16 protein-coding genes are annotated in these 17,761 nt (G+C 66.0%); 8 read left to right on the top strand and 8 right to left on the bottom strand.

The genetic code is table 11. The annotated features are described in order from the left end of the window. Positions 1 to 41: 41 nt before the first annotated feature. Together KO539_RS12995 and KO539_RS12990 are read left to right on the top strand one after the other, a co-directional pair. Entirely contained in the window at positions 42 to 1,757 is a 1,716-nt protein-coding gene (locus KO539_RS12995; protein WP_219309996.1) for an NAD+ synthase, read from the top strand. Continuing rightward, positions 1,754 to 2,818: a bifunctional nicotinamide-nucleotide adenylyltransferase/Nudix hydroxylase gene (locus tag KO539_RS12990; protein WP_219309994.1), complete on the top strand. Its 1,065-nt coding sequence runs from the start codon at positions 1,754 to 1,756 to the stop codon at positions 2,816 to 2,818. The genes KO539_RS12995 and KO539_RS12990 overlap by 4 nt, the downstream gene beginning before the upstream one ends. A gap of 23 nt (positions 2,819 to 2,841) precedes the next feature. Here KO539_RS12990 and KO539_RS12985 read toward each other — a convergent pair whose 3' ends face one another. Beyond that, on the bottom strand, positions 2,842 to 3,672 hold the full coding sequence (locus KO539_RS12985) for a hypothetical protein (protein WP_219309992.1): 831 nt from the start codon (positions 3,670 to 3,672) through the stop codon (positions 2,842 to 2,844). A gap of 116 nt (positions 3,673 to 3,788) precedes the next feature. Next, positions 3,789 to 4,691 carry a LysR family transcriptional regulator gene (locus KO539_RS12980; RefSeq protein WP_219309990.1) on the bottom strand — a complete coding sequence of 301 codons (903 nt, stop codon included), beginning with the start codon at positions 4,689 to 4,691 and terminating at the stop codon, positions 3,789 to 3,791. Positions 4,692 to 4,818: 127 nt separating this feature from the next. Between KO539_RS12980 and KO539_RS12975 the strand changes: the two genes are divergently transcribed. Together KO539_RS12975 and KO539_RS12970 are read left to right on the top strand one after the other, a co-directional pair. Continuing rightward, positions 4,819 to 6,240 (top strand): MFS transporter, encoded by a 1,422-nt coding sequence (locus KO539_RS12975; protein WP_219309988.1) that lies wholly within the window; start codon positions 4,819 to 4,821, stop codon positions 6,238 to 6,240. Then, positions 6,237 to 6,644 (top strand): DUF4440 domain-containing protein, encoded by a 408-nt coding sequence (locus KO539_RS12970; RefSeq protein ID WP_219309986.1) that lies wholly within the window; start codon positions 6,237 to 6,239, stop codon positions 6,642 to 6,644. The genes KO539_RS12975 and KO539_RS12970 overlap by 4 nt, the downstream gene beginning before the upstream one ends. Before the next feature lie 56 nt (positions 6,645 to 6,700). Here the strand turns inward: KO539_RS12970 and KO539_RS12965 are convergent, their stop codons facing one another. Then, positions 6,701 to 7,165 carry a DUF2269 domain-containing protein gene (locus tag KO539_RS12965; protein WP_219309984.1) on the bottom strand — a complete coding sequence of 155 codons (465 nt, stop codon included), beginning with the start codon at positions 7,163 to 7,165 and terminating at the stop codon, positions 6,701 to 6,703. Then, complete coding sequence (locus KO539_RS12960; protein ID WP_219309982.1) at positions 7,153 to 8,463, bottom strand: SDR family oxidoreductase; 1,311 nt, start codon at positions 8,461 to 8,463, stop codon at positions 7,153 to 7,155. The genes KO539_RS12965 and KO539_RS12960 overlap by 13 nt, the downstream gene beginning before the upstream one ends. Before the next feature lie 78 nt (positions 8,464 to 8,541). Between KO539_RS12960 and KO539_RS12955 the strand changes: the two genes are divergently transcribed. The 4 genes from KO539_RS12955 to KO539_RS12940 all read left to right on the top strand — a co-directional run bounded on the left by KO539_RS12955 (position 8,542) and on the right by KO539_RS12940 (position 11,544). Beyond that, the gene (locus KO539_RS12955; RefSeq protein WP_219309980.1) at positions 8,542 to 9,177 is read left to right on the top strand and encodes a hypothetical protein; all 636 of its coding nucleotides are present in this window, start codon (positions 8,542 to 8,544) and stop codon (positions 9,175 to 9,177) included. A gap of 29 nt (positions 9,178 to 9,206) precedes the next feature. Next, a complete protein-coding gene (locus KO539_RS12950; RefSeq protein ID WP_219309978.1) occupies positions 9,207 to 10,115 on the top strand; it encodes a manganese catalase family protein in 909 nt (302 codons plus the stop codon). A gap of 87 nt (positions 10,116 to 10,202) precedes the next feature. Continuing rightward, positions 10,203 to 11,054, top strand: coding sequence for a ZIP family metal transporter (locus tag KO539_RS12945; RefSeq protein WP_374106417.1), 852 nt, complete (start codon positions 10,203 to 10,205; stop codon positions 11,052 to 11,054). Positions 11,055 to 11,127: 73 nt separating this feature from the next. After that, positions 11,128 to 11,544 carry a hypothetical protein gene (locus KO539_RS12940; protein ID WP_219309976.1) on the top strand — a complete coding sequence of 139 codons (417 nt, stop codon included), beginning with the start codon at positions 11,128 to 11,130 and terminating at the stop codon, positions 11,542 to 11,544. A gap of 18 nt (positions 11,545 to 11,562) precedes the next feature. Here KO539_RS12940 and KO539_RS12935 read toward each other — a convergent pair whose 3' ends face one another. From KO539_RS12935 to KO539_RS12920, 4 genes are read right to left on the bottom strand one after another with little or no spacing between them, the layout of a single operon-like run. Further along, on the bottom strand, positions 11,563 to 12,138 hold the full coding sequence (locus tag KO539_RS12935) for a DUF1349 domain-containing protein (RefSeq protein ID WP_219309975.1): 576 nt from the start codon (positions 12,136 to 12,138) through the stop codon (positions 11,563 to 11,565). A gap of 25 nt (positions 12,139 to 12,163) precedes the next feature. After that, positions 12,164 to 13,552 (bottom strand): efflux transporter outer membrane subunit, encoded by a 1,389-nt coding sequence (locus KO539_RS12930; RefSeq protein ID WP_219309973.1) that lies wholly within the window; start codon positions 13,550 to 13,552, stop codon positions 12,164 to 12,166. Continuing rightward, positions 13,549 to 16,641, bottom strand: coding sequence for a MexW/MexI family multidrug efflux RND transporter permease subunit (locus tag KO539_RS12925; RefSeq protein WP_219309971.1), 3,093 nt, complete (start codon positions 16,639 to 16,641; stop codon positions 13,549 to 13,551). The genes KO539_RS12930 and KO539_RS12925 overlap by 4 nt, the downstream gene beginning before the upstream one ends. Positions 16,642 to 16,656: 15 nt before the next feature. After that, positions 16,657 to 17,757, bottom strand: a complete 1,101-nt coding sequence (locus KO539_RS12920) for an efflux RND transporter periplasmic adaptor subunit (RefSeq protein ID WP_219309961.1) — start codon at positions 17,755 to 17,757, stop codon at positions 16,657 to 16,659. Positions 17,758 to 17,761: the final 4 nt, after the last annotated feature.

Genomic DNA, 17,761 nt, shown 5'->3' with positions numbered 1-17,761 from the left:
GGCAGGATAGTGGTTTCAAGCGTAACCAATGAAGGATCGCCATGCTGACCATCGCCCTCGCCCAGCTCAACCCAACCGTGGGCGACTTTGACGGCAATGTCGCCGCCATCATCGCGCGCATGCAACGCGCCAGCGAGGATGGCGCGGATCTGCTCGTGTGCCCCGAATTGTCGCTGTGCGCGTATTACCCGGGCGACCTGTTCGAGGACGCCGCCTTCCTGCGCGGCATGCAACAGGCGCTGAATCAGCTGCTGGAAGCGTCCACGCGTTGGCCGGCGCTGGTCACCGTCATCGGCACGGCGCGGCCCAATACCGGCGTCGGCAAGCCCCTGTACAACGCCTTGCTGGCGATACGCGACGGGCGCATCGTCGCCGAATACTACAAGCAGCTGCTGCCCACTTACGGCATCTTTGACGAAGGCCGGCATTTCGAGCCGGGCCCGCCCGGCGCCTGCACCCTCGCTATCGCCGGCTGCAAGGTCGGCTTCATGATTTGCGAGGATGGCTGGAACGACGACGGCCGTGCCTACGCCGTCAATCCCTTCGATGCCCTGCACGCGGCGCAGCCGGATCTGGTCGTCAGCATCAACGCCAGCCCGTCCGACATCGGCAAGCGCGCGCAGCGCCACGCCGTGTTTGGCGCCGCCTGCGCGCGCGTCAACCTGCCCCTGCTCTTCGTCAATCAGGTGGGCGGCCAGGACCAGCTCGTGTTCGACGGCGCCTCGTTCGCCATGTCACCGAGCCAGGGCGTGGAATTCGAGGCGGCCCGCTTCGTCGAAGATTTTCAACTGCTGCGCTTTGCCGATGGCCGTTTCGCGCGGCCCGATGGTCAGCCTTTCCCCGTACCGGACCCGGATGGCATCCCCGCCGTGGAATTTGCGCGGCGCCAGATCGTGCTGGGGTTACGCGACTACGCGCGCCGCTGCCGCTTTACGAAAGTCGTCGTCGGCTGCTCGGGCGGCATCGATTCGGCGCTGACCCTGGCCCTGGCCGTCGAAGCGCTGGGCGCGCCCAACGTCGTGGGCATCACCATGCCATCCGTGTTTTCCAGCGCCGGCTCCGTCACCGATTCCGTCGCCCTGTGCGCCAACCTGGGCATCGCCCTTTACACGCATCCGATCCGCGACATCGTGGCGCAATACGAAACGGGCTACGCGGCCGCCTTCGACGGCAAGCTGCAGGGACTGCCGCTGGAAAACCTGCAGGCGCGCGTGCGCGGCACGATATTGATGGAGTACTCGAATGCCTTCGGCGCCCTGCTGCTCACCACCGGCAACAAGAGCGAAATCTCGGTGGGCTACTGCACCCTGTATGGCGACACGAACGGGGGCCTGGGCCTGCTCGGCGACTTGTATAAAACGGAGGTCTTCGCCCTGTCGCGTCACCTCAACGCCAGCGCCGGGCGCGAACTGATTCCCGTCGCCGTGCTCGATAAACCGCCGTCGGCGGAACTGGCGCCGGGCCAGCGCGACACGGACAGCTTGCCGCCCTATCCCGTGCTCGATGAAATCCTCAAATGGCATATCGAGGGACGCCGTTTGCCCGCGGCCGAAAGCGCGCAAGCGTTGACCCTGGTCGACCAGCTGCGCGAGACGGATGAGGGACGAATTCTCGTCACGCGCATCCTCGGCATGGTCGCCCGCAATGAATACAAACGGCGCCAGGCGGCGCCCATCATCCGCGTGCGTTCGCGCGCCTTTGGCAGCGGGCGCCAATTGCCGATCGCCGCCCACTACCCTACCGGAGACGACGCATGACCTTATCCTATTCCGCCTATTCCGCCGACGCGGCCATCCTGATCGGCCGCTTCCAGCCTTTTCACAATGGCCATGCGGGCTTGCTGCAAAAGGCGCTGGCGACGGCCGCGCAAGTGGTGGTGGTGCTCGGCTCGGCCTTCCATGCGCGCAGCCCGAAGAACCCGTTTACGTGGCAGGAACGGGCCGCCATGATTGCCGCGACCTTACCCGAGGCGCAGCGCGCGCGCGTGCATTACGTGGCCGTGCGCGATTACTACGACGATGGCCTGTGGGCCGATGCCGTGCGGCGCGCCGTGACGGGCGCCGTGCCCAAGGCCCAGCGTGTGACTCTGGTGGCCTGCTTCAAGGACGCCACCAGTTATTACCTGCACCATTTCCCGCACTGGCAGTTGCTCAATCTGGAGATCGATCCCGGTGCGCCCATCGGTGCGACGGCGATTCGCAACGTGCTGTTCGAGGCGCAAGACGTGGACGTGTCGCTGAGCGCCGTGGCGCAGCTGCTGCCGGCCGCCATCGGCCAGTATGTCAAAGCGTGGACCTTGCTGCCGTGGTATGCGCCGCTGGTGCAGGAATACCGCGCCATCGAAGCCTATAAAGCGCGCTGGCGCGCGGCGCCGTATCCGCCCATCTTCACCACCGTCGACGCGCTGGTGCAGACGGGCGGCCACGTGCTGCTCGTGCGCCGCGGCGGCTATCCGGGCAAGGGCTTGTGGGCCTTGCCAGGCGGCTTCCTGGAGCCGCGCGAACGCCTGCTGCAAGGCGCCTTGCGCGAGCTGGCGGAGGAAACCCAGCTGGGCGTGCTGGCGCCCACCCTCGTCGAGGCGCTGGTCGGCGTGGCCGTGTTCGACCACCCGGACCGCAGCCAGCGCGGGCGCACCATCACGCATGCGCATTATTTTGACTTGAAGACGCGCCAGTTGCCGGAAGTGACGGCGGCCGACGATGCGGCGCTGGCGCAGTGGGTGCCCGTGGCGGCGCTGCCGGCCATGGAAGAGCAATTCTTCGAAGACCACTTTCACATCCTGAACCACTTCCTCAAGCTCACGCACGAGGGGCGCTGAGGGGCTATTCCCCTCAGCGCGCATCAGGACGTGATGCGTTCCCAGCCGTGCCGGACGGCCGCCTTGAAGTTGTCCCACGCCGATTGCGGATACGTGTGCTCCCACGTGGAACGCAGATCCGCTTCCACGTCGTCCCACGGGCGGCCCCGGTAGCTGTCGCTGCTGGCCATTGAATGGCCATAGCGGTAGGCGGGATCGTAGTCCTCGAAGCGCGCGCCGGTGGCGACATAGGTGGTGCTCCAGTGGCTGCGGTAGTACTGCTCGTCGTCGTAACTGGTACCGGGCAGGTTCTCGGCGCCGGGATAGCGGCGCGCGTTGGCGCCCACGCTGGACGGCGGCGGGGGCGTCATGTCGCTGGCAAATTGCTGCGACCCTGGCGACTCGTTCATATTGCTGGCGGACATGCCCTGCTGCGATGGCGCATCCGACTGCATGCTGGCGCCCTGGCGCCGCGCGCTGTCGTCCTGCGGCGCGCCCTGCCAGCCGCCGGCGCGCCAGTGCTCGGCGTGCGCATCGATGTCGAGCGGCGCGTAGCGTTCGACGATGTCGGTGGCGCGCTGGATATCGGCGTCGCTCGCGCCTTCCAGGGTCAGCACGACATGTCCGCGCCGCACGGCTTCCGCATAGATGTGGCGGTCGGCGTGGTTGCCGAACAGGTCCGTAAAGAAATGCTTGACGCTGTCGAGCAGGCTGTCGCTGTCGTCGCGGCGGATGTTTTCCGTGGCGGAAGTGTCGTCACTGCCCGCATCGTGCAGGCGGATGCTGGCGCCGGGAAATCCCGCCGTGATCAGGTCGTGCCGGGCGCGCTCGGCCATGTCGCGCAGGGCGAAAACTGCTGCCAATGTATGTGCCATGATGGTCTCCAATCGGTGAACAACGTCCTTCCAGTGTAGGCCGTGAAACACGAAAGGGGCGCCCGTTTGCCCCTCGGAAACCGTTGTCTTCGTCAAATATTGAAGAAGGGGAAACTTCAGTCGGGTGTGCCCACGAAGGCGCGCAAAAAGTCGATAAAGGCGCGCACCTTTTCCGCGATATGCTGGGTGTTCGGATACACGGCATACACGCCCTGCTGCGGAAAGACGACGTCGGGCAGCAGGCGGCGCAGGCGTCCCGCGCGCACTTCCGCCTCCACCTGCCATTGCGGCAGCAGGGCCACGCCGCAGCCGCCCAGGGCAAAGCCCAGCAGGGCCGAGGCGGAGTCGGAATGGATGACGGCGTCGTCCTGCGCCGTGAAGGCGGCGGCACCGTCTGGTGTCTGCACGTCCCAGCGCAGCGGCGTGGCCAGGCGGCTGTGCGCCAGCCAGCGCGCGCGCTGCAAGTCGTCCAAGGTGGCGATGCCCTTGGCAGGCAGGCTGGCCAGGTAGGCGGGCGAGGCGACGGGCCAGATCGCATACGGCTCGATCAGCGCGGCGCGGTAGCTCGAATCGTTGAGGGAACCCATGCGGATGGCCAGGTCGTAGCCGCCCGAGATCAGGTCTTCATGCGAGGACGACGACGAATGCTGGATCTGCAGTTGCGGGTGGGCGGCGGCAAAGGCGATCAGCGCGGGGATCACCGTGCGGCTGCCGTATTCGACGGTGGTGGTCAGGCGCAGGGTGCCGCGCAAGCCCTGGTGGCCCTGGCGCGCCGTTTCGATGGCGCCCTGCGCTTCGCTGAGCACGCGCTGGCAATCCTCGTAAAAGCGCCGCCCCACGTCGGTCAGTGCCAGGCTGCGCGTGCTGCGCGTCAGCAGCGACACGCCCAGCTCCGCCTCCAGCTGTTTCAAATTAAAACTGACGACGGCCTTGCTCTGGCCCAGCACGGCGGCCGCCGCCGTCAGCGAACCGGCGTCGACGATGGCGATGAAAATACCCAAACGGTCAAGACTGATCATAAATAAGAATGAGGAGGCATGCGGGTTGTAGAGGTTTGTCAAAATTTGTTTGACAGTGTAATCGGGGCTGGCCCGTTACGCAAATGGCGATGGACGCTTAAGCTGGCCGTTTGCCATTCGGAGCACCATGGACTATCGCAAAAAGGTGGCGGCCATCTATCTGCTGGGGTTTTTCGTCGACCTGATCAACATGTTCATCACCAGCGTCGCCTATCCCGACATCGGCCATGCCCTGCACGCTTCGGTGGCGCAGCTGGCCTGGATCAGCACCGCCTACATCCTCGGCCTGACCATCGTCATCCCGGCCAGCGCCTGGCTGGCTGCCTATTATGGCAGCAAAACCGTGTTCATGGCATCGTTGCTAACTTTTTTATGCGCCAGCATCGGCGCCGGCCTGGCGCCATCGATTGAAGCGCTGATCGCCTGGCGCTGCGTGCAGGGCCTCGGTGGCGGCTTGCTCATTCCGCTGGGGCAAAGCATGACCTACCAGCTGTACCAGCCTGCCGAGCGTCCCGGCCTGTCCTCCGTCATCATGCTGGTGGGCTTGCTGGCGCCGGCCCTGTCGCCCGCGCTGGGTGGCGTCATCGTCGACAGCCTGTCGTGGCGCTGGATTTTCTATTTGAACGTGCCGTTTGCCGCGCTGGCGCTGCTGCTGGCCGCCTGCTGGCTGCGTCCCGACCCGCCGCGCGCACAAGTACCCCGTCTCGACACGGGCGGTCTGCTGGCGGGCAGCACAGCCATCCTTTTGCTGTTGCTGGGCCTGACCATGCTGGGCACGCCGGACGAGCTGCTGGCCGGCGCCGGCGTGCTGGCGCTCGGTGTTGCCTGCGCCTGGGGCTATGTGCACGGCGCCCTGCGCAAATCGACGCCGCTGCTGAACCTGCGCCTGGCCAGTGAGCCGCTGCTGCGCATCGCCATGCTGATGTATCTGCTGGTGCCGGGCGTTTTCATGGGCGTGAGCCTGCTGGCCATGCTGTACCTGCAGGGCGTGCTGGGCATGTCGGCATCGACAGCCGGTGCGCTGATGCTGCCTTGGGCGCTGGCCTCGTTTGCGGCCATTTCGCTGACCGGCAAAAGCTACCGCCGCGTGGGTCCGCAACCGCTGTTCATCGCGGGCGCCCTGCTGCAGGCGGCGGGCATGCTGATGCTGCTGCGCGTGGAGGCGGCCGATCAGCTGTTCTGGCTGGCCGGCGCGTACGCCGTGATGGGCTTTGGCGGCGGTTTGTGCAGCAGCACGGCGCAAAGCACGGCCTTCTTGCGCACGCCGGATGGGCAGCTGAGCCAGGCCAGCGCCGTGTGGAATATCAACCGCCAGCTGGGCTTTTGCCTGGGTGTCGCGCTGCTCAGCGTACTGCTCAATGGCTTGCTGGCGGCGCAGGGCATCGCATCGCTGGACGACCCCGCCCAGCACCTGCGTGCGGCGCAGGTTTTCCACTGGTGCTTTGCGCTGGCCGCAGCGTCGTGCGTACTGCCCCTGGCACTGTGCCTGCGTATCGACAACCGCGCCGTTCTCGACCTTTTACATCACCATGGAGTAGCAAAAAAATGACTGCAACGAATCCCTATTTTGACGACGTTTTATCCACGCATGTGCTGATCCGCGAGTGGCTGTCCGGCGAGGCGGCATCAGCGGAACATTGCGCCGATTTACTCGCGCGTTTTTCGCCCGATTTTACGATGGTGGCGCCGGGCGGGATGCGCCTCGATCACTTTGGCTTGACCAGGTTTTTCCAGGGCGCCGGCGGCAGCCGCCCTGGCCTCGCCATGCGCATCACGGACTTGCAATTGATACAGAAAAGCGCCGCCGGCGCCACCGTGTCCTACCGCGAATTCCAGTCGCTGCCGGGCGCGGAAAACACCGAGCGCTGGTCCACCGTCGTGTATGAGAAAACGCCCGATGGCGCTTTGCTGTGGCGCCACCTGCATGAAACGTGGGCCGCGCGGGCGGATTGATCCTGCAGCGTGGCGGCAAGAAGCAGGGCCGCAAACACTGAAAGGCGCCGGCGCGCTCACGCCGGCTTGGCCGTCATCAGGTAAAACACGACGATGAGAGCGAAGAAGGCGGGCACGCCCAGCGCCGCCCAGATGCGCAGGTAGCGCCAGTACAGCGCGGGCAAGGCGACGCCGTCGCGCGCGCTGGCCTGCGCCATGTCGCGCATGCGCATCTGCAGCCACACGACGGGCAGCCAGCAGGCGCCGGCCACCAGGTACAGCACCACGGACCAGACGATCCAGCGGCTGCTCAAGGGATATCCGGCCAGGTGGGCCAGGTAAAAGCCGCTCAGGGGCTGGAACACCACCGTGGTGGCCGTAAACAGCCAGTCGGCGCGCACCACGTGGCGGCTGACGACGGCGATGGCGCGCACGTCGCGGCTCAGACTGGTGAACAGCATGTAGAAGGCCGAGCCGATGCCGGTGCCGAACAGCAGGGTTGACGAGACGATGTGCAGCCATTTGACGATCAGGTATTCCATGGCTTTTCCTCCAGTTGGTACAGCAGCCACAGGGCCGCCAGCATGGGCAGGTTTTTCGTCAGGGGCCCGTACGGATGCCACAGGAATTCGGGCAGGAACACGGCGATCCAGATGCTATAGAACACGATGAGGGCGGCTTGCAGCGGCCATAGCCAGCGCCGCCACGGTGGGCGCAGCGCCAGGGTGGCCATGCCCAGCAGCAGGTCGAACAGGCAGGCGCCGGCCAGCAGCGGCGGCGCCCAGGCTGGCGGCACGCCGCTGCGCTCAAGCAGGCCGATACTGTCTTCGAGCGGATAGACGCCGGCCGAGACGATGGCCGTGGCGATCCACACGATGGCCATCGACAGGCGCAGCACGGGCAGCAGCCAGTCCAGCTGGGCGCGCACGGCCGCGCCGCGCGCATCGCTGATGAACTGTGCCACGGGCCGCGGCGCGCGCCCCAGCAGGCGCCGCGTGAGCCCCGCATCGGCGGCATTGCCGCGATCAAGCATGCCCAGGGTGGCGCGGTCCGGCATGGCAAAGCCCAGCAGCCTGGCCAGCAGCAGCATGGGCGGCAGCAGTAGCCGCGGTAGCGGCGCGACGCGCAGCCGCCCCAGCCCCATGGCCGCGCGCAGGGCCGCCAGGTAGGCCGCAAACGGCAGCGCCTGCGGCCCCACGACGGGCACGCGGCGCGTTTTCTGGCCGCCCAGCGCGCCCGCGCCGCGCACCAGCGCCACGATGACATCGGTCAGGTCGTCCACGTGCACGGGTTGCACCGGCTGCGGCGCGCGGCCGAAGCGGGGATACACGGGCAGGCTGGCCAGCATGCGGAACAGGCGCGCGCTGCCGCCGTCGTCACCATACACGAGCGAAGGCTGCACGATGACGGCGCGCAGCGGCAGGCTGGCGAGAAAATCGTCGGCCGCCTTCTTGCTCAGGTGGTAGGGCGAGACGGCGCCTGCGTCCGCGCCCAGGGCCGACAGCTGTATCACCAGCTGCACCTCGCTCTCGGCGCAGGCGGCGAACAGGGCGCGCGGCGCCTGCGTGTGCAGGGCCGCGAACGTCTGCGCGCCATGCTCGGCGATGATGCCGACGCAGTTGATGACGACGTCGATGCCGTCCAGGCGCGGCAACCACACGGCCTTGGCCGTGTCGCGCGCAAAATCGGCTTCGATCAGGTGCACGCGCTGCTCCTTGCCGCCGCGCGAATGCGGCGGCGCGCGGTGCGTCGTGCACGCGAGCTGGAAACCTTCGGCCAGCAGCGCGGTCGAAACATGTGTTCCGATGAAACCGCTCGCTCCCGTCAGCAGTATGCGCATGCATGCCTCCTCTTGACGGGATTGGATAGGTCTTTTGCGTTTCAGTTCACTGTGCGATCACACCACTGGAGAAAAACCATGCCCGCCCTGCCCCCTTCCCTGCGTCATGGCGCCCTGTCGGGCAGCCTCGCCTCCCTCCTGTCCGCCGCCGCCCTGGCCCTGTGTGGCCGGCGCGAAACGGGCAGCGTGTTCGCCGCCGTCAACGCCGTCAGCCACTGGCTGTGGGGCGACCAGGCGGCGCGCCGCGACGATGCCTCGCTCAGGCACACCCTGGTCGGCTATGTCATCCACCATTGCAGCGCCATGTTCTGGGGCGTGCTGTTCGAGCGCTATGCGGCGCGCATCCTCGACCGCCGCCGCGTGGCGTCCACCGTGGCGGCGGCGGCCGGCGCCACGGCCGTGGCCTGTTTCACGGATTACCAGCTGACGCCGCACCGTTTGCAGCCCGGCTACGAGATGCGCCTGTCGCGCCCCTCGCTGCTGCTGGTGTACGGCGCCAACAGCGGCCACTGGGCCAATGACGTCATCACGCCGCAGGGCGGGCTTGACCCGGTGGAGCAGGAAAACCTGCCCACCCTCACGCAACCCGATGGCAACGCTCACGTCAAGGGCGCGGCGCAGCGGCCGCAGAGCGAAGCGGGCAAGCTGGCCGATGACCGGCCGGGCCGCAACGAGTCGAAGGACATCCACAGATCACTGAATCAGCACGAGTAGACCGGCGTGCTGCGAACGAGGAGAGCACCATGTTTGCACACAACAAGCGACTGCAATACACGGTCAGGGTGGAGCAGCCCAATCCCGGGCTGGCCAACCTGATGCTGGAACAATTCGGCGGCCCGCAGGGCGAGCTGGCCGCCGCCTGCCGCTATTTCACGCAAGCCTTGTCGGAGGACGATCCGGGCCGCAAGGACATGCTGTTCGATATCGCCACGGAAGAACTGAGCCACCTGGAAGTGATCGGCAATATCGTCGTCATGCTCAACAAGGGCGCCAAGGGGCGGCTGGCCGAGGGTGTCGACCAGGCGGCGGAGCTGTACCGCAATATCACGGGCGCTGGCAACGACAGCCACGTGACGCAGGTGCTGTACGGCGGCGGCGCCCCGCTGGTCAATTCGGCCGGCGTGCCGTGGACGGCCGCCTACATCGACACCATCGGCGAACCGACGGCCGACCTGCGCTCGAATATCGCCGCCGAGGCGCGCGCCAAGATCGTCTACGAGCGCCTGATCAACCTGACGGACGATCCGGGTGTGAAGGAAGCGCTGGGTTTCCTGATGACGCGCGAAGTGGCGCACCAGAAGTCGTTTGAAAAAGCCCTGTATTCGATCGAGCCCAATTTCCCTCCTGGCAAATTGCCGGGCGATCCGCAGTATGCGGACGTGTATTTCAATATGTCGCAGGGGCCGGGCGAGGAACGGGGGCCGTGGAACCAGGGCGGCAAGTGGCAGTACATTTCCGACCCGCGCCAGCAGATGGCCGTCGATGGCGGCACGGGCGAGGCGGAAGTGAAATTGTCGCAGGACGAACTGGCGACCGTGCAGCAGATGGGCGCGCGCACGGCATCGAATCCCGATGCCGACCCGTTGACGGGCGCGGAACTTGGGATGCGCCCCAACGGCCGCGATGGCGGCAGCTCGTCCATGCCCTTGTAGCGCGGCAGGCCGGGTACCGCCAGCGTGAACACGCCGCGCGCGCTGCAGGCCCTGGCCAGGCACTGGTCCTGGTCTTGGTCTCATGCACTGGGCTTTGCCCTGTGCGGCGGCGCATTGCTGCTCCTGTTGCTGTGCTTGCTGTACGCGCTATCGGCCCAGCTGGCGCTGCGCCATGCCCATCTGGCGCCGGGCCTGATCGGCGGCGGCATGGCGGCCGCCGCCACGGCGTTGGGGACCGTGCCGGTGCTGCTGTCGCATAAATTTTCGCAACGCAGCTATGACTGCTTCCTCGGTTTTGGCGCCGGCGTGATGCTGGCGGCCACCGCTTTTTCTCTGGTGTTGCCGGCGCTGGCAGCGGCCAGGCAGCGCGTGGCAACGCCCATGGATGCCAGTTTGCTGGTGGCCTTTGCCATGGGCCTGGGCATGCTGCTGATCGTCGCGCTCAACCTGGTGGTGCGCGAACGCGTGCGGCATGGCGCGCCCGTCGCCGCCAGCAGCCTGAAAAGAGTGTGGATTTTTGTGCTGGCCGTCACCTTGCACAACCTGCCCGAGGGGCTGGCGATCGGCGTCGGCTATGCGGGCATCGACTTGGACAAGGCCAACGCGCTGGCGGCCGGCATCGCCATCCAGGACGTGCCCGAAGGCCTGGTGGTGGCGCTGGCGCTGCGCAGCGTGGGTTACAACCGGCGTCTGTCGGTGGCCATGGGCGCCGCCTCCGGCCTGGTCGAACCGGTGGCGGCGCTCGCGGGTCTGGCCCTGATCGGCCTGTCGTCCGCCCTGCTGCCGTGGGGCCTGGCGGCGGCCGCCGGCGCCATGCTGTTCGTCATCGTGCACGACGCCATTCCCGAGGCGCAGCGCAGCGGCAATGGCGGTTTTTCCAGTATCGCGCTGGTGTTTGGTTTTCTCCTGATGATGGTGCTCGATACGGCCTTGAGCTGATGGCGCTGTGCGTGTGCGCTGCCGGAAGCACGATGTGCGTATCATGCGGTTCTTGCATTCGGAGAAAACAAAGATGCGCATAGACACGACATCGGACTCGCCAAGCTGGACCAAGGTCTTTGACATTGGTCATGAACTGCGGCAGCTTGGTCCCTTGATGGAAGAAAAATATCCTGCCCTCGACTGGGAATTGTTTGTCTGCCTGCGCTGCGTGCCGAAAGACTTGCAGAGAAAAACCTTTTGCCGCTACTACGCCAGCGACAACATGTTCGGCCTCGATATCGCCATGGATGAGGAAGACTTCGTGCCGGTGAAAAAAGACACGCCTGGACAACGCAAATTGATCGGCGCCGCTTTCTTCACATTTTTTGCAGCCAGCATCCGGAAATACGAGAAAAAACTCCCGGCACTCCAGCCGGTTTCAGCACAATTGACCGCCGACGTGCGGCAATGGTGTGTCGAGAATCAGTGGCTCGATTCCACCGCCTGATCCACCACGCACGGCCACTCAACTGAGATCGTGCAAATCCTTTTGCAGTGCGGGACCGGTGGAAAACTGCGAAAACACGACCTCAAGCCCCGCGCGCTCCGGCGTGCAGCACATGGGGCCGACGAGGTAGCGCGATGCCGTGGGAAACGGCGCCAGGCGCAACAGCGGCCACAGCTTGCCATCGGTCGAATACTGCACCCGGATCACGCCGTTTGCCACCGTCACGCGCAGCCAGAAACCGTCCGGCATGGCGGGCGCGATGCTGACGGCCCAATCGGAGGTATCGACCGTCAGCACGGTGCTCAACAAGAGCTGGCCGTCGGAAAATTCGACGCCGCACTTGATCCAGTTGTCCCCATCGATGCGCACCATCATGCCCGCCTGGTCGTACAGCGCCGCATACTGCGCCGCCACATGCAGCTGCGCCGTGAAATCGCCTTTGACTTCCGTGCCGAAAAAGTGGCCGCTGTCGCGGATAAAACCGTATGAGGTCTTGCGCCAGAAATCCGTGTTGGCGTCCGTCGTCACGCGCAATTGCGCGCCGTCGGCGGACCAGTTTTCCGGTGGATTGAGCCAGCTGCCTTGCTTGAACATCGCGTGCCTTTCCGAGCTAAAAAGATCACATAGTTTGCCCCCATCCCAGCGCCTTGTACAGGGCAATCGCATCGATGTAGGACGCCGTTTCCGCCAGCAGCGCTTCGCGCCGGATATCGTACAGGGCGCGCTGGTTTTCCAGCACCGCCTGGTACCTGCCGGAACCACCCTGATAGCGCGTGCTGGCGACGCCAAGGGCCGCGTTGCCGTGGCGCGCCGACTGCAGCAATGACGCCAATCGCGTCTGGTTTTCCGCCAGTTGCGTGACGGCGTTTTCCACGTCTTCCTGCGCCATCAGTATCGTTTGTTCATAGCGCGCCAGCGCGCCCTGTGCCTCGGCTTGCGTGCCGCGCAAGCGTGCCTTGACGCTGCCCAGGCGGAAGGCAGGATAGCTGACGGATGGCGCCACCTCGAAGGCGCGCGCGCCGCCGTCGAACACGCCGCTGCCGCGCAGCGCGAAGAAGCCCAGGAAACCGCCCAGGCTCAGGCGCGGATACAGGTCCGCCGTGGCGGCGCCCACGTCTTCGCTGGAGGCGGCCAGCAGGCGCTCGGCGCGCACCACGTCGGGACGCCGCTTGATCAGGCGGTTCACGTCGCCGAGCGGCAACTGGCCCGCCAGCGGCGCCTGCTGGCGCGGCGTGGTGGCCAGCGCGATGGCGCCTGGCGCTTGTCCGCTCAGCACATCGAGCCGGTACTGCGCCTGACGCAGTCCCGCTTGCAACGGCGGCAGCATTGCCTCGCTGCGCGCCAGGTTGGCCAGCGCGTTGTGGCGCTCTTCCGGCAAGCCGCCGCCGGCGCGGATGCGCGCGTCGGTCAATGCCACCGTATCGCGCCAGCTGTGCACCTGTGCCTGCGTCAGCGCCAGGTTGTGCTGGTGGCCCAGCGCCTCGTAGTAATTGCGCGCCACCTCGGCGGCGATCGTCAGCTGCACCTGCCGCAAGTCCGCCTGCGCCGCGTCGGCGCGCGCCTGCGCCGAACGGCTCATGTGCGCCAGGCGGCCGAACAGGTCGATCTCCCATTGCGCGTCGAAGCCCACGCGCGTGCTGGCGCTGGCGGCGCGGCTGTCTGGCGTGTCCTGTTGCACCGTGCGCTGCCATCCGGCCTGTCCCGTGACGGCAGGCAGTTCATCGAGGCGGCGTTCGTCGAAGACGGCGCGCGCGGCCAGCAGGTTCGCCTGCGCCTGGGCGATATCGAGGTTGTGTTCGAGCGCGCTGGCGATCAGTTGCGACAGGCGCGCATCGTCGAAAAACGTCCACCAGGCGGCCTCGTTGACGGTGCTCGCGCCGGGTGCGAATTGCGCCTGCTGCGGGCTGGCCAGGGTGATGGCGGGCGTGCCAGGTGCGACATAGGCGGGGCTGACGGCGCAGCCGGCCAGCACGGGGAAAAGAGAGACAAGATAGCGGTAGTTTTTCATGGGGTTTCCTTCAGCGCCTGCGACAAATCGCGTGCGCGCGGCGTGGCATGGTCGGCCGTGTGGCGGCGGGCCAGAAAGGTGTACACGGTGGGCAGCACGAACAGGGTAAAGAAGGTGCCGATCAACATGCCCGAGACGATCACCACACCGAGGCCGAAACGGCTGTTGGCGCCCGCGCCCGAGGCGAACAGCAGCGGCACCAGGCCCACCACCATGGCGGCCGTCGTCATCAAAATCGGACGCAAGCGGATTTGCGCCGCCTTGCGGATGGCCGTGATGCGGTCGAGCTGTTCATGCACCTGCAATTCATTGGCGAATTCCACCATCAAGATGCCGTGCTTGCTGATCAAGCCGATCAAGGTCACGAGACCGATCTGCGTGTAGATGTTGACGGTGGCGTAACCGAGGGCCAGCGGAATCAGCGCGCCGCAGATCGACAGCGGCACGGTGATCAGGATGATCAACGGGTCCGTCAGGCTTTCATACTGCGCCGCCAGCACCAGGTAGATGACGACAACGGCGGCCAGGAACGCCAGCAGCAGCGCATTGCCTTCCGTGGCGAACTGGCGCGCGTCGGACTGCCAGTCATAGCTGAAGCCCGGCGGCAGGGTCTTGGCCACGCCATCGAGGAAGGCCACGGCGTCGCCCAGGGTCACGCCCGGCGCGGGCACGCCCTGGAAGGTGGCCGCATTCTGCTGGTTGAACTGGGTCAGCATGTTCGGTTCGATCTGTTCGCTCACCGACACGACGGCGGACAGGGGCAGCAGGCTGCCGTCGTCGGCGCGCACGTACTGCTGCGTCAGGGCTTGCGCCGTGAGCCGCTGTTCGCGCGGGCTTTGCGCGATGACGTCATAGGCGCGGCCATCCATGCCGAAGCGGTTCAGATAATTTTCACCCACCAGCACGGCCAGCGATTCGCCGATGTCCTGCATGCGGATGCCCAGGCTGTTGGCTTTTGAACGATCCACACGCACTTTCACCACCGGGTTGTTGTAATCGAGGTCGCTGTCGACGACGGCAAACAGGCCGCTTGCGCGCGCGCGCTGCTTGACGTCTTCCATGGTGCGGAACAGGGTGGCGTAATCCTGCGCGCTGCGCAGCACCATTTGCACGGGCAGGCCGCCGCTCGATCCGGGCAAGGGCGCCAGCTGGAAGGCGAAGATGCTGGTGCCTTCCACGTCGCCCACGGCGTGTTGCAATTCGGCCTGGATGACGGCCGCATTGCGCGAACGTTCCGCCCACGGCGTCAGGTTGATGCCGCCGATGCTCGATGCCGGACCTTCGCCACCATTGATGATCCAGCGCGACGCCGTTTCGGGGATATTTTTGTAGATGGTATCGAGCTTGTACGAGAAGCGCTCGACGTAATCGAGGTTGGCGTGTTGCGGCGCCTTGATCGCCGTCAGCACGCTGGCCTGGTCTTCCGCCGGCGCCAGTTCGCGTTGCGGCAGCAGGTACAAAAACGGCAAACTGACCATCACCAGCGCGGCGAAACCGGCACTGAGCCAGCGGTGGTGCAGCGAGCGGTCCAGCAGGCGCGCATAGCGCGAGGTCAAGCCCTCGAAGAAATGCTCGGCGGCGCGCGCCATGCGCCCTTCCGATTGTTTCGGCTGCAGCAGCAAGGAGCTCATCACGGGCGACAAGGTCAGCGCCACCACGCCCGAGACCACCACGGCGCCGGCCAGGGTCAGCGCGAATTCCTTGAACAGCGCGCCCGTGAGTCCCCCCATCATGCCGATCGGTGCATACACGGCGGCCAGGGTGATCGTCATGGCGATCACGGGGCCGGCCACTTCGCGCGCACCGACCAGAGCGGCCGCCACGGGCGTCTTGCCTTCCTCGATATGCCGGTGCACGTTTTCCACCACGACGATGGCGTCATCGACCACCAGGCCCACGGCCAGCACCATCGCCAGCAAGGTCAATAAATTGATGCTGAAACCGAAGGCCAGCATCAGCACCGCCGCGCCCAGCATCGACAAGGGAATCGTCACGACGGGTATCAGCACGGAGCGCAAGGAACCCATGCACAGGTAGATGACGATGACGACGATCAGCAGCGCTTCGAGCAGGGTATGCGCCACCTCGTCGATGGACGACTGGATGAAGCGCGCCGTCTCGAACGCCAGCTCGACTTTCACGCCGGGCGGCAGGGTTTTCTGGATCTCGGGCAGCAGCTTCTTGATGCCGTCGACGATCACCAGCGGGTTGCCGCCGGGCGTGGGCGACAGGCCCAGGTACACGGCCGGCACGCCGTCCATGATGCCGCTCGTCTCCGTGGCGGCCGCACCCAGTTCCACCGTGCCCACGTCCTTCAAACGCACGAGGGCGGTGCCGTCATCGCCGCCCTGCTTGACGACCATGTCGCGGAACTCCGCCACGCTGGTCAGATCCGTGTTGACGCTGATGTTCGAGACGACGAATTGTCCCTTCACCTTGCCGGGCGCGGCCTGGTAGTTATTGCGCCGCACGGCGTCGGCCACGTCGGCGGCCGTCAATCCCCGCGCCGCCAGTTTCGCCGGGTCGATCCACAAACGCATGGCCAGCTGCTGGCCGCCGTACACGTCGACTTTCGCCACGCCGTCGATGGTGGCGAACATCGGTTGCACCACGCGCGCCAGGTAGTCCGTCAACGCGGGCGCGGACACGCTCTCGCTGGCAAAGCCGACATAGGCGACGGCCGAGGAGTCGCCAGCCGAGCGCTCGATGACGGGGTCAAACGCGCCTTCGGGCAGCTTGTAGCGTACTTGGTTGACCTTGGCCATGACTTCCGTCAAGGCTTGCGTGGAATCGCGGTTCAGTTCCATGCGCACGGTCACCGTGCTGCTGCCTTGCACCGACGACGAGGTGAGGTAGTCGATGCCTTCCACCGACGATACGGCTTGCGCGATCGGCTGCGTGACAAAACCCTGCATCAGTTCCGCCGAGGCGCCCGGATACGTGGTTTTCACGGTGATGGTGGACGATTCGAGCATCGGATACTGGCGGATCGGCAGCTGCAGGAGGGCGATCACGCCCAGCATCAGAATCAAGGTGCTGATCACCAGCGCCAGCACGGGGCGGCGTACGAATAAATCGGTAAATTTCATGGTGATGTCTTTCCTTTACGAGCCGGCCTTGGGCGCGGCGCGTTTTACTTCGTCCAGGGTATTGGCGACGGCTTGCACGGCCATGCCGTCGGCCAGTTTCAGCTGGCCCGAGGCGACCACGCGCTGGCCTTCGCGCAAGCCGTCAAGAATGGCCACGCGGCCCCCTGCCCGCTCGCCCAGTTTCACGCCCACGCGCTTGACGGTGAGCGGCTGTTTTCCTTCCTGCTGCGCGACGAAGACCGTGTCGCCATACGCGCTGTAGGTGACGGCCGTTTCCGGTACCGTCAGTTGTTGTCCTGCTTCGCGCGCCACGCGCACGTTCGCGTACATTCCCGCCTTGAGCGCACCGCGCGGATTGGTCAGCGCCGCTTGCACCTGCACCATGCGCGAGCGGGCGATCAGCGGATCGATGGCGTTGATCTTCGCCGTGAAAACGTCGCCGGGATAGGCGTCCACCAGCACTTGCACGGCCTGGCCCGGCGCCAGTTTCGCGCTGCTCTGTTCATCGAGGGCGAAGTTCACCAGCAGCGCCTTTGTGTCGATCAGGCTGGCCACCGTATCGGCTGCGTTCAGGTACTGGCCCGCGTGTACCTTGCGGATGCCCAGCTGGCCGGCGAACGGCGCGCGGATGGTCTTTTGCGCGATCAGCGCTTGCGTCTGGCGCACGTCGCCCAGCGCCGCATCGCGCGCGGCCAGGGCGCTATCGAGCTGCTCCTGCGTGGCCGCTTTTTCCTTCACCATCTGCACCGTGCGGGCATGGCTGCTTTCCGCGTTTTTCAGTTGCGCGCGCTGGCGCAGCAGCATTGCCTGTTCCTGCGCGTCATTCAGTTGCACCAGCACGGCGCCGGCGGGCACGGTCTGCCCCGACTCGAAGCGGATCTGCGTGACGCGCCCGCCCGTCTCAGCCGCCACCTGCACCTGGCGCGCCGCTTCCAGTTCGCCCACGCCAGTGAAGTAGCGTTCCTGCGTGCCCAGCACGACGGGGACCAGCGCCACCTTGGTGGCGGGATAAGCGGCGGCATCGGCCGCATGGGAGTCCGCGCGCGGATAGAGGGCGGCGCCGGCGACGGCCAGGGTGATGGCCAGCGCGGAAGCGCCGACGAGTTTCGTATGCATGATG

This window comes from Janthinobacterium sp. NKUCC06_STL (genome assembly GCF_019345455.1).
In the GTDB taxonomy this organism is placed as follows: Bacteria; Pseudomonadota; Gammaproteobacteria; order Burkholderiales; family Burkholderiaceae_D; genus Janthinobacterium; species Janthinobacterium rivuli.
Note: the sequence above shows the minus strand (reverse complement) of the source record. Positions and strands in the feature narration are given on the sequence as shown.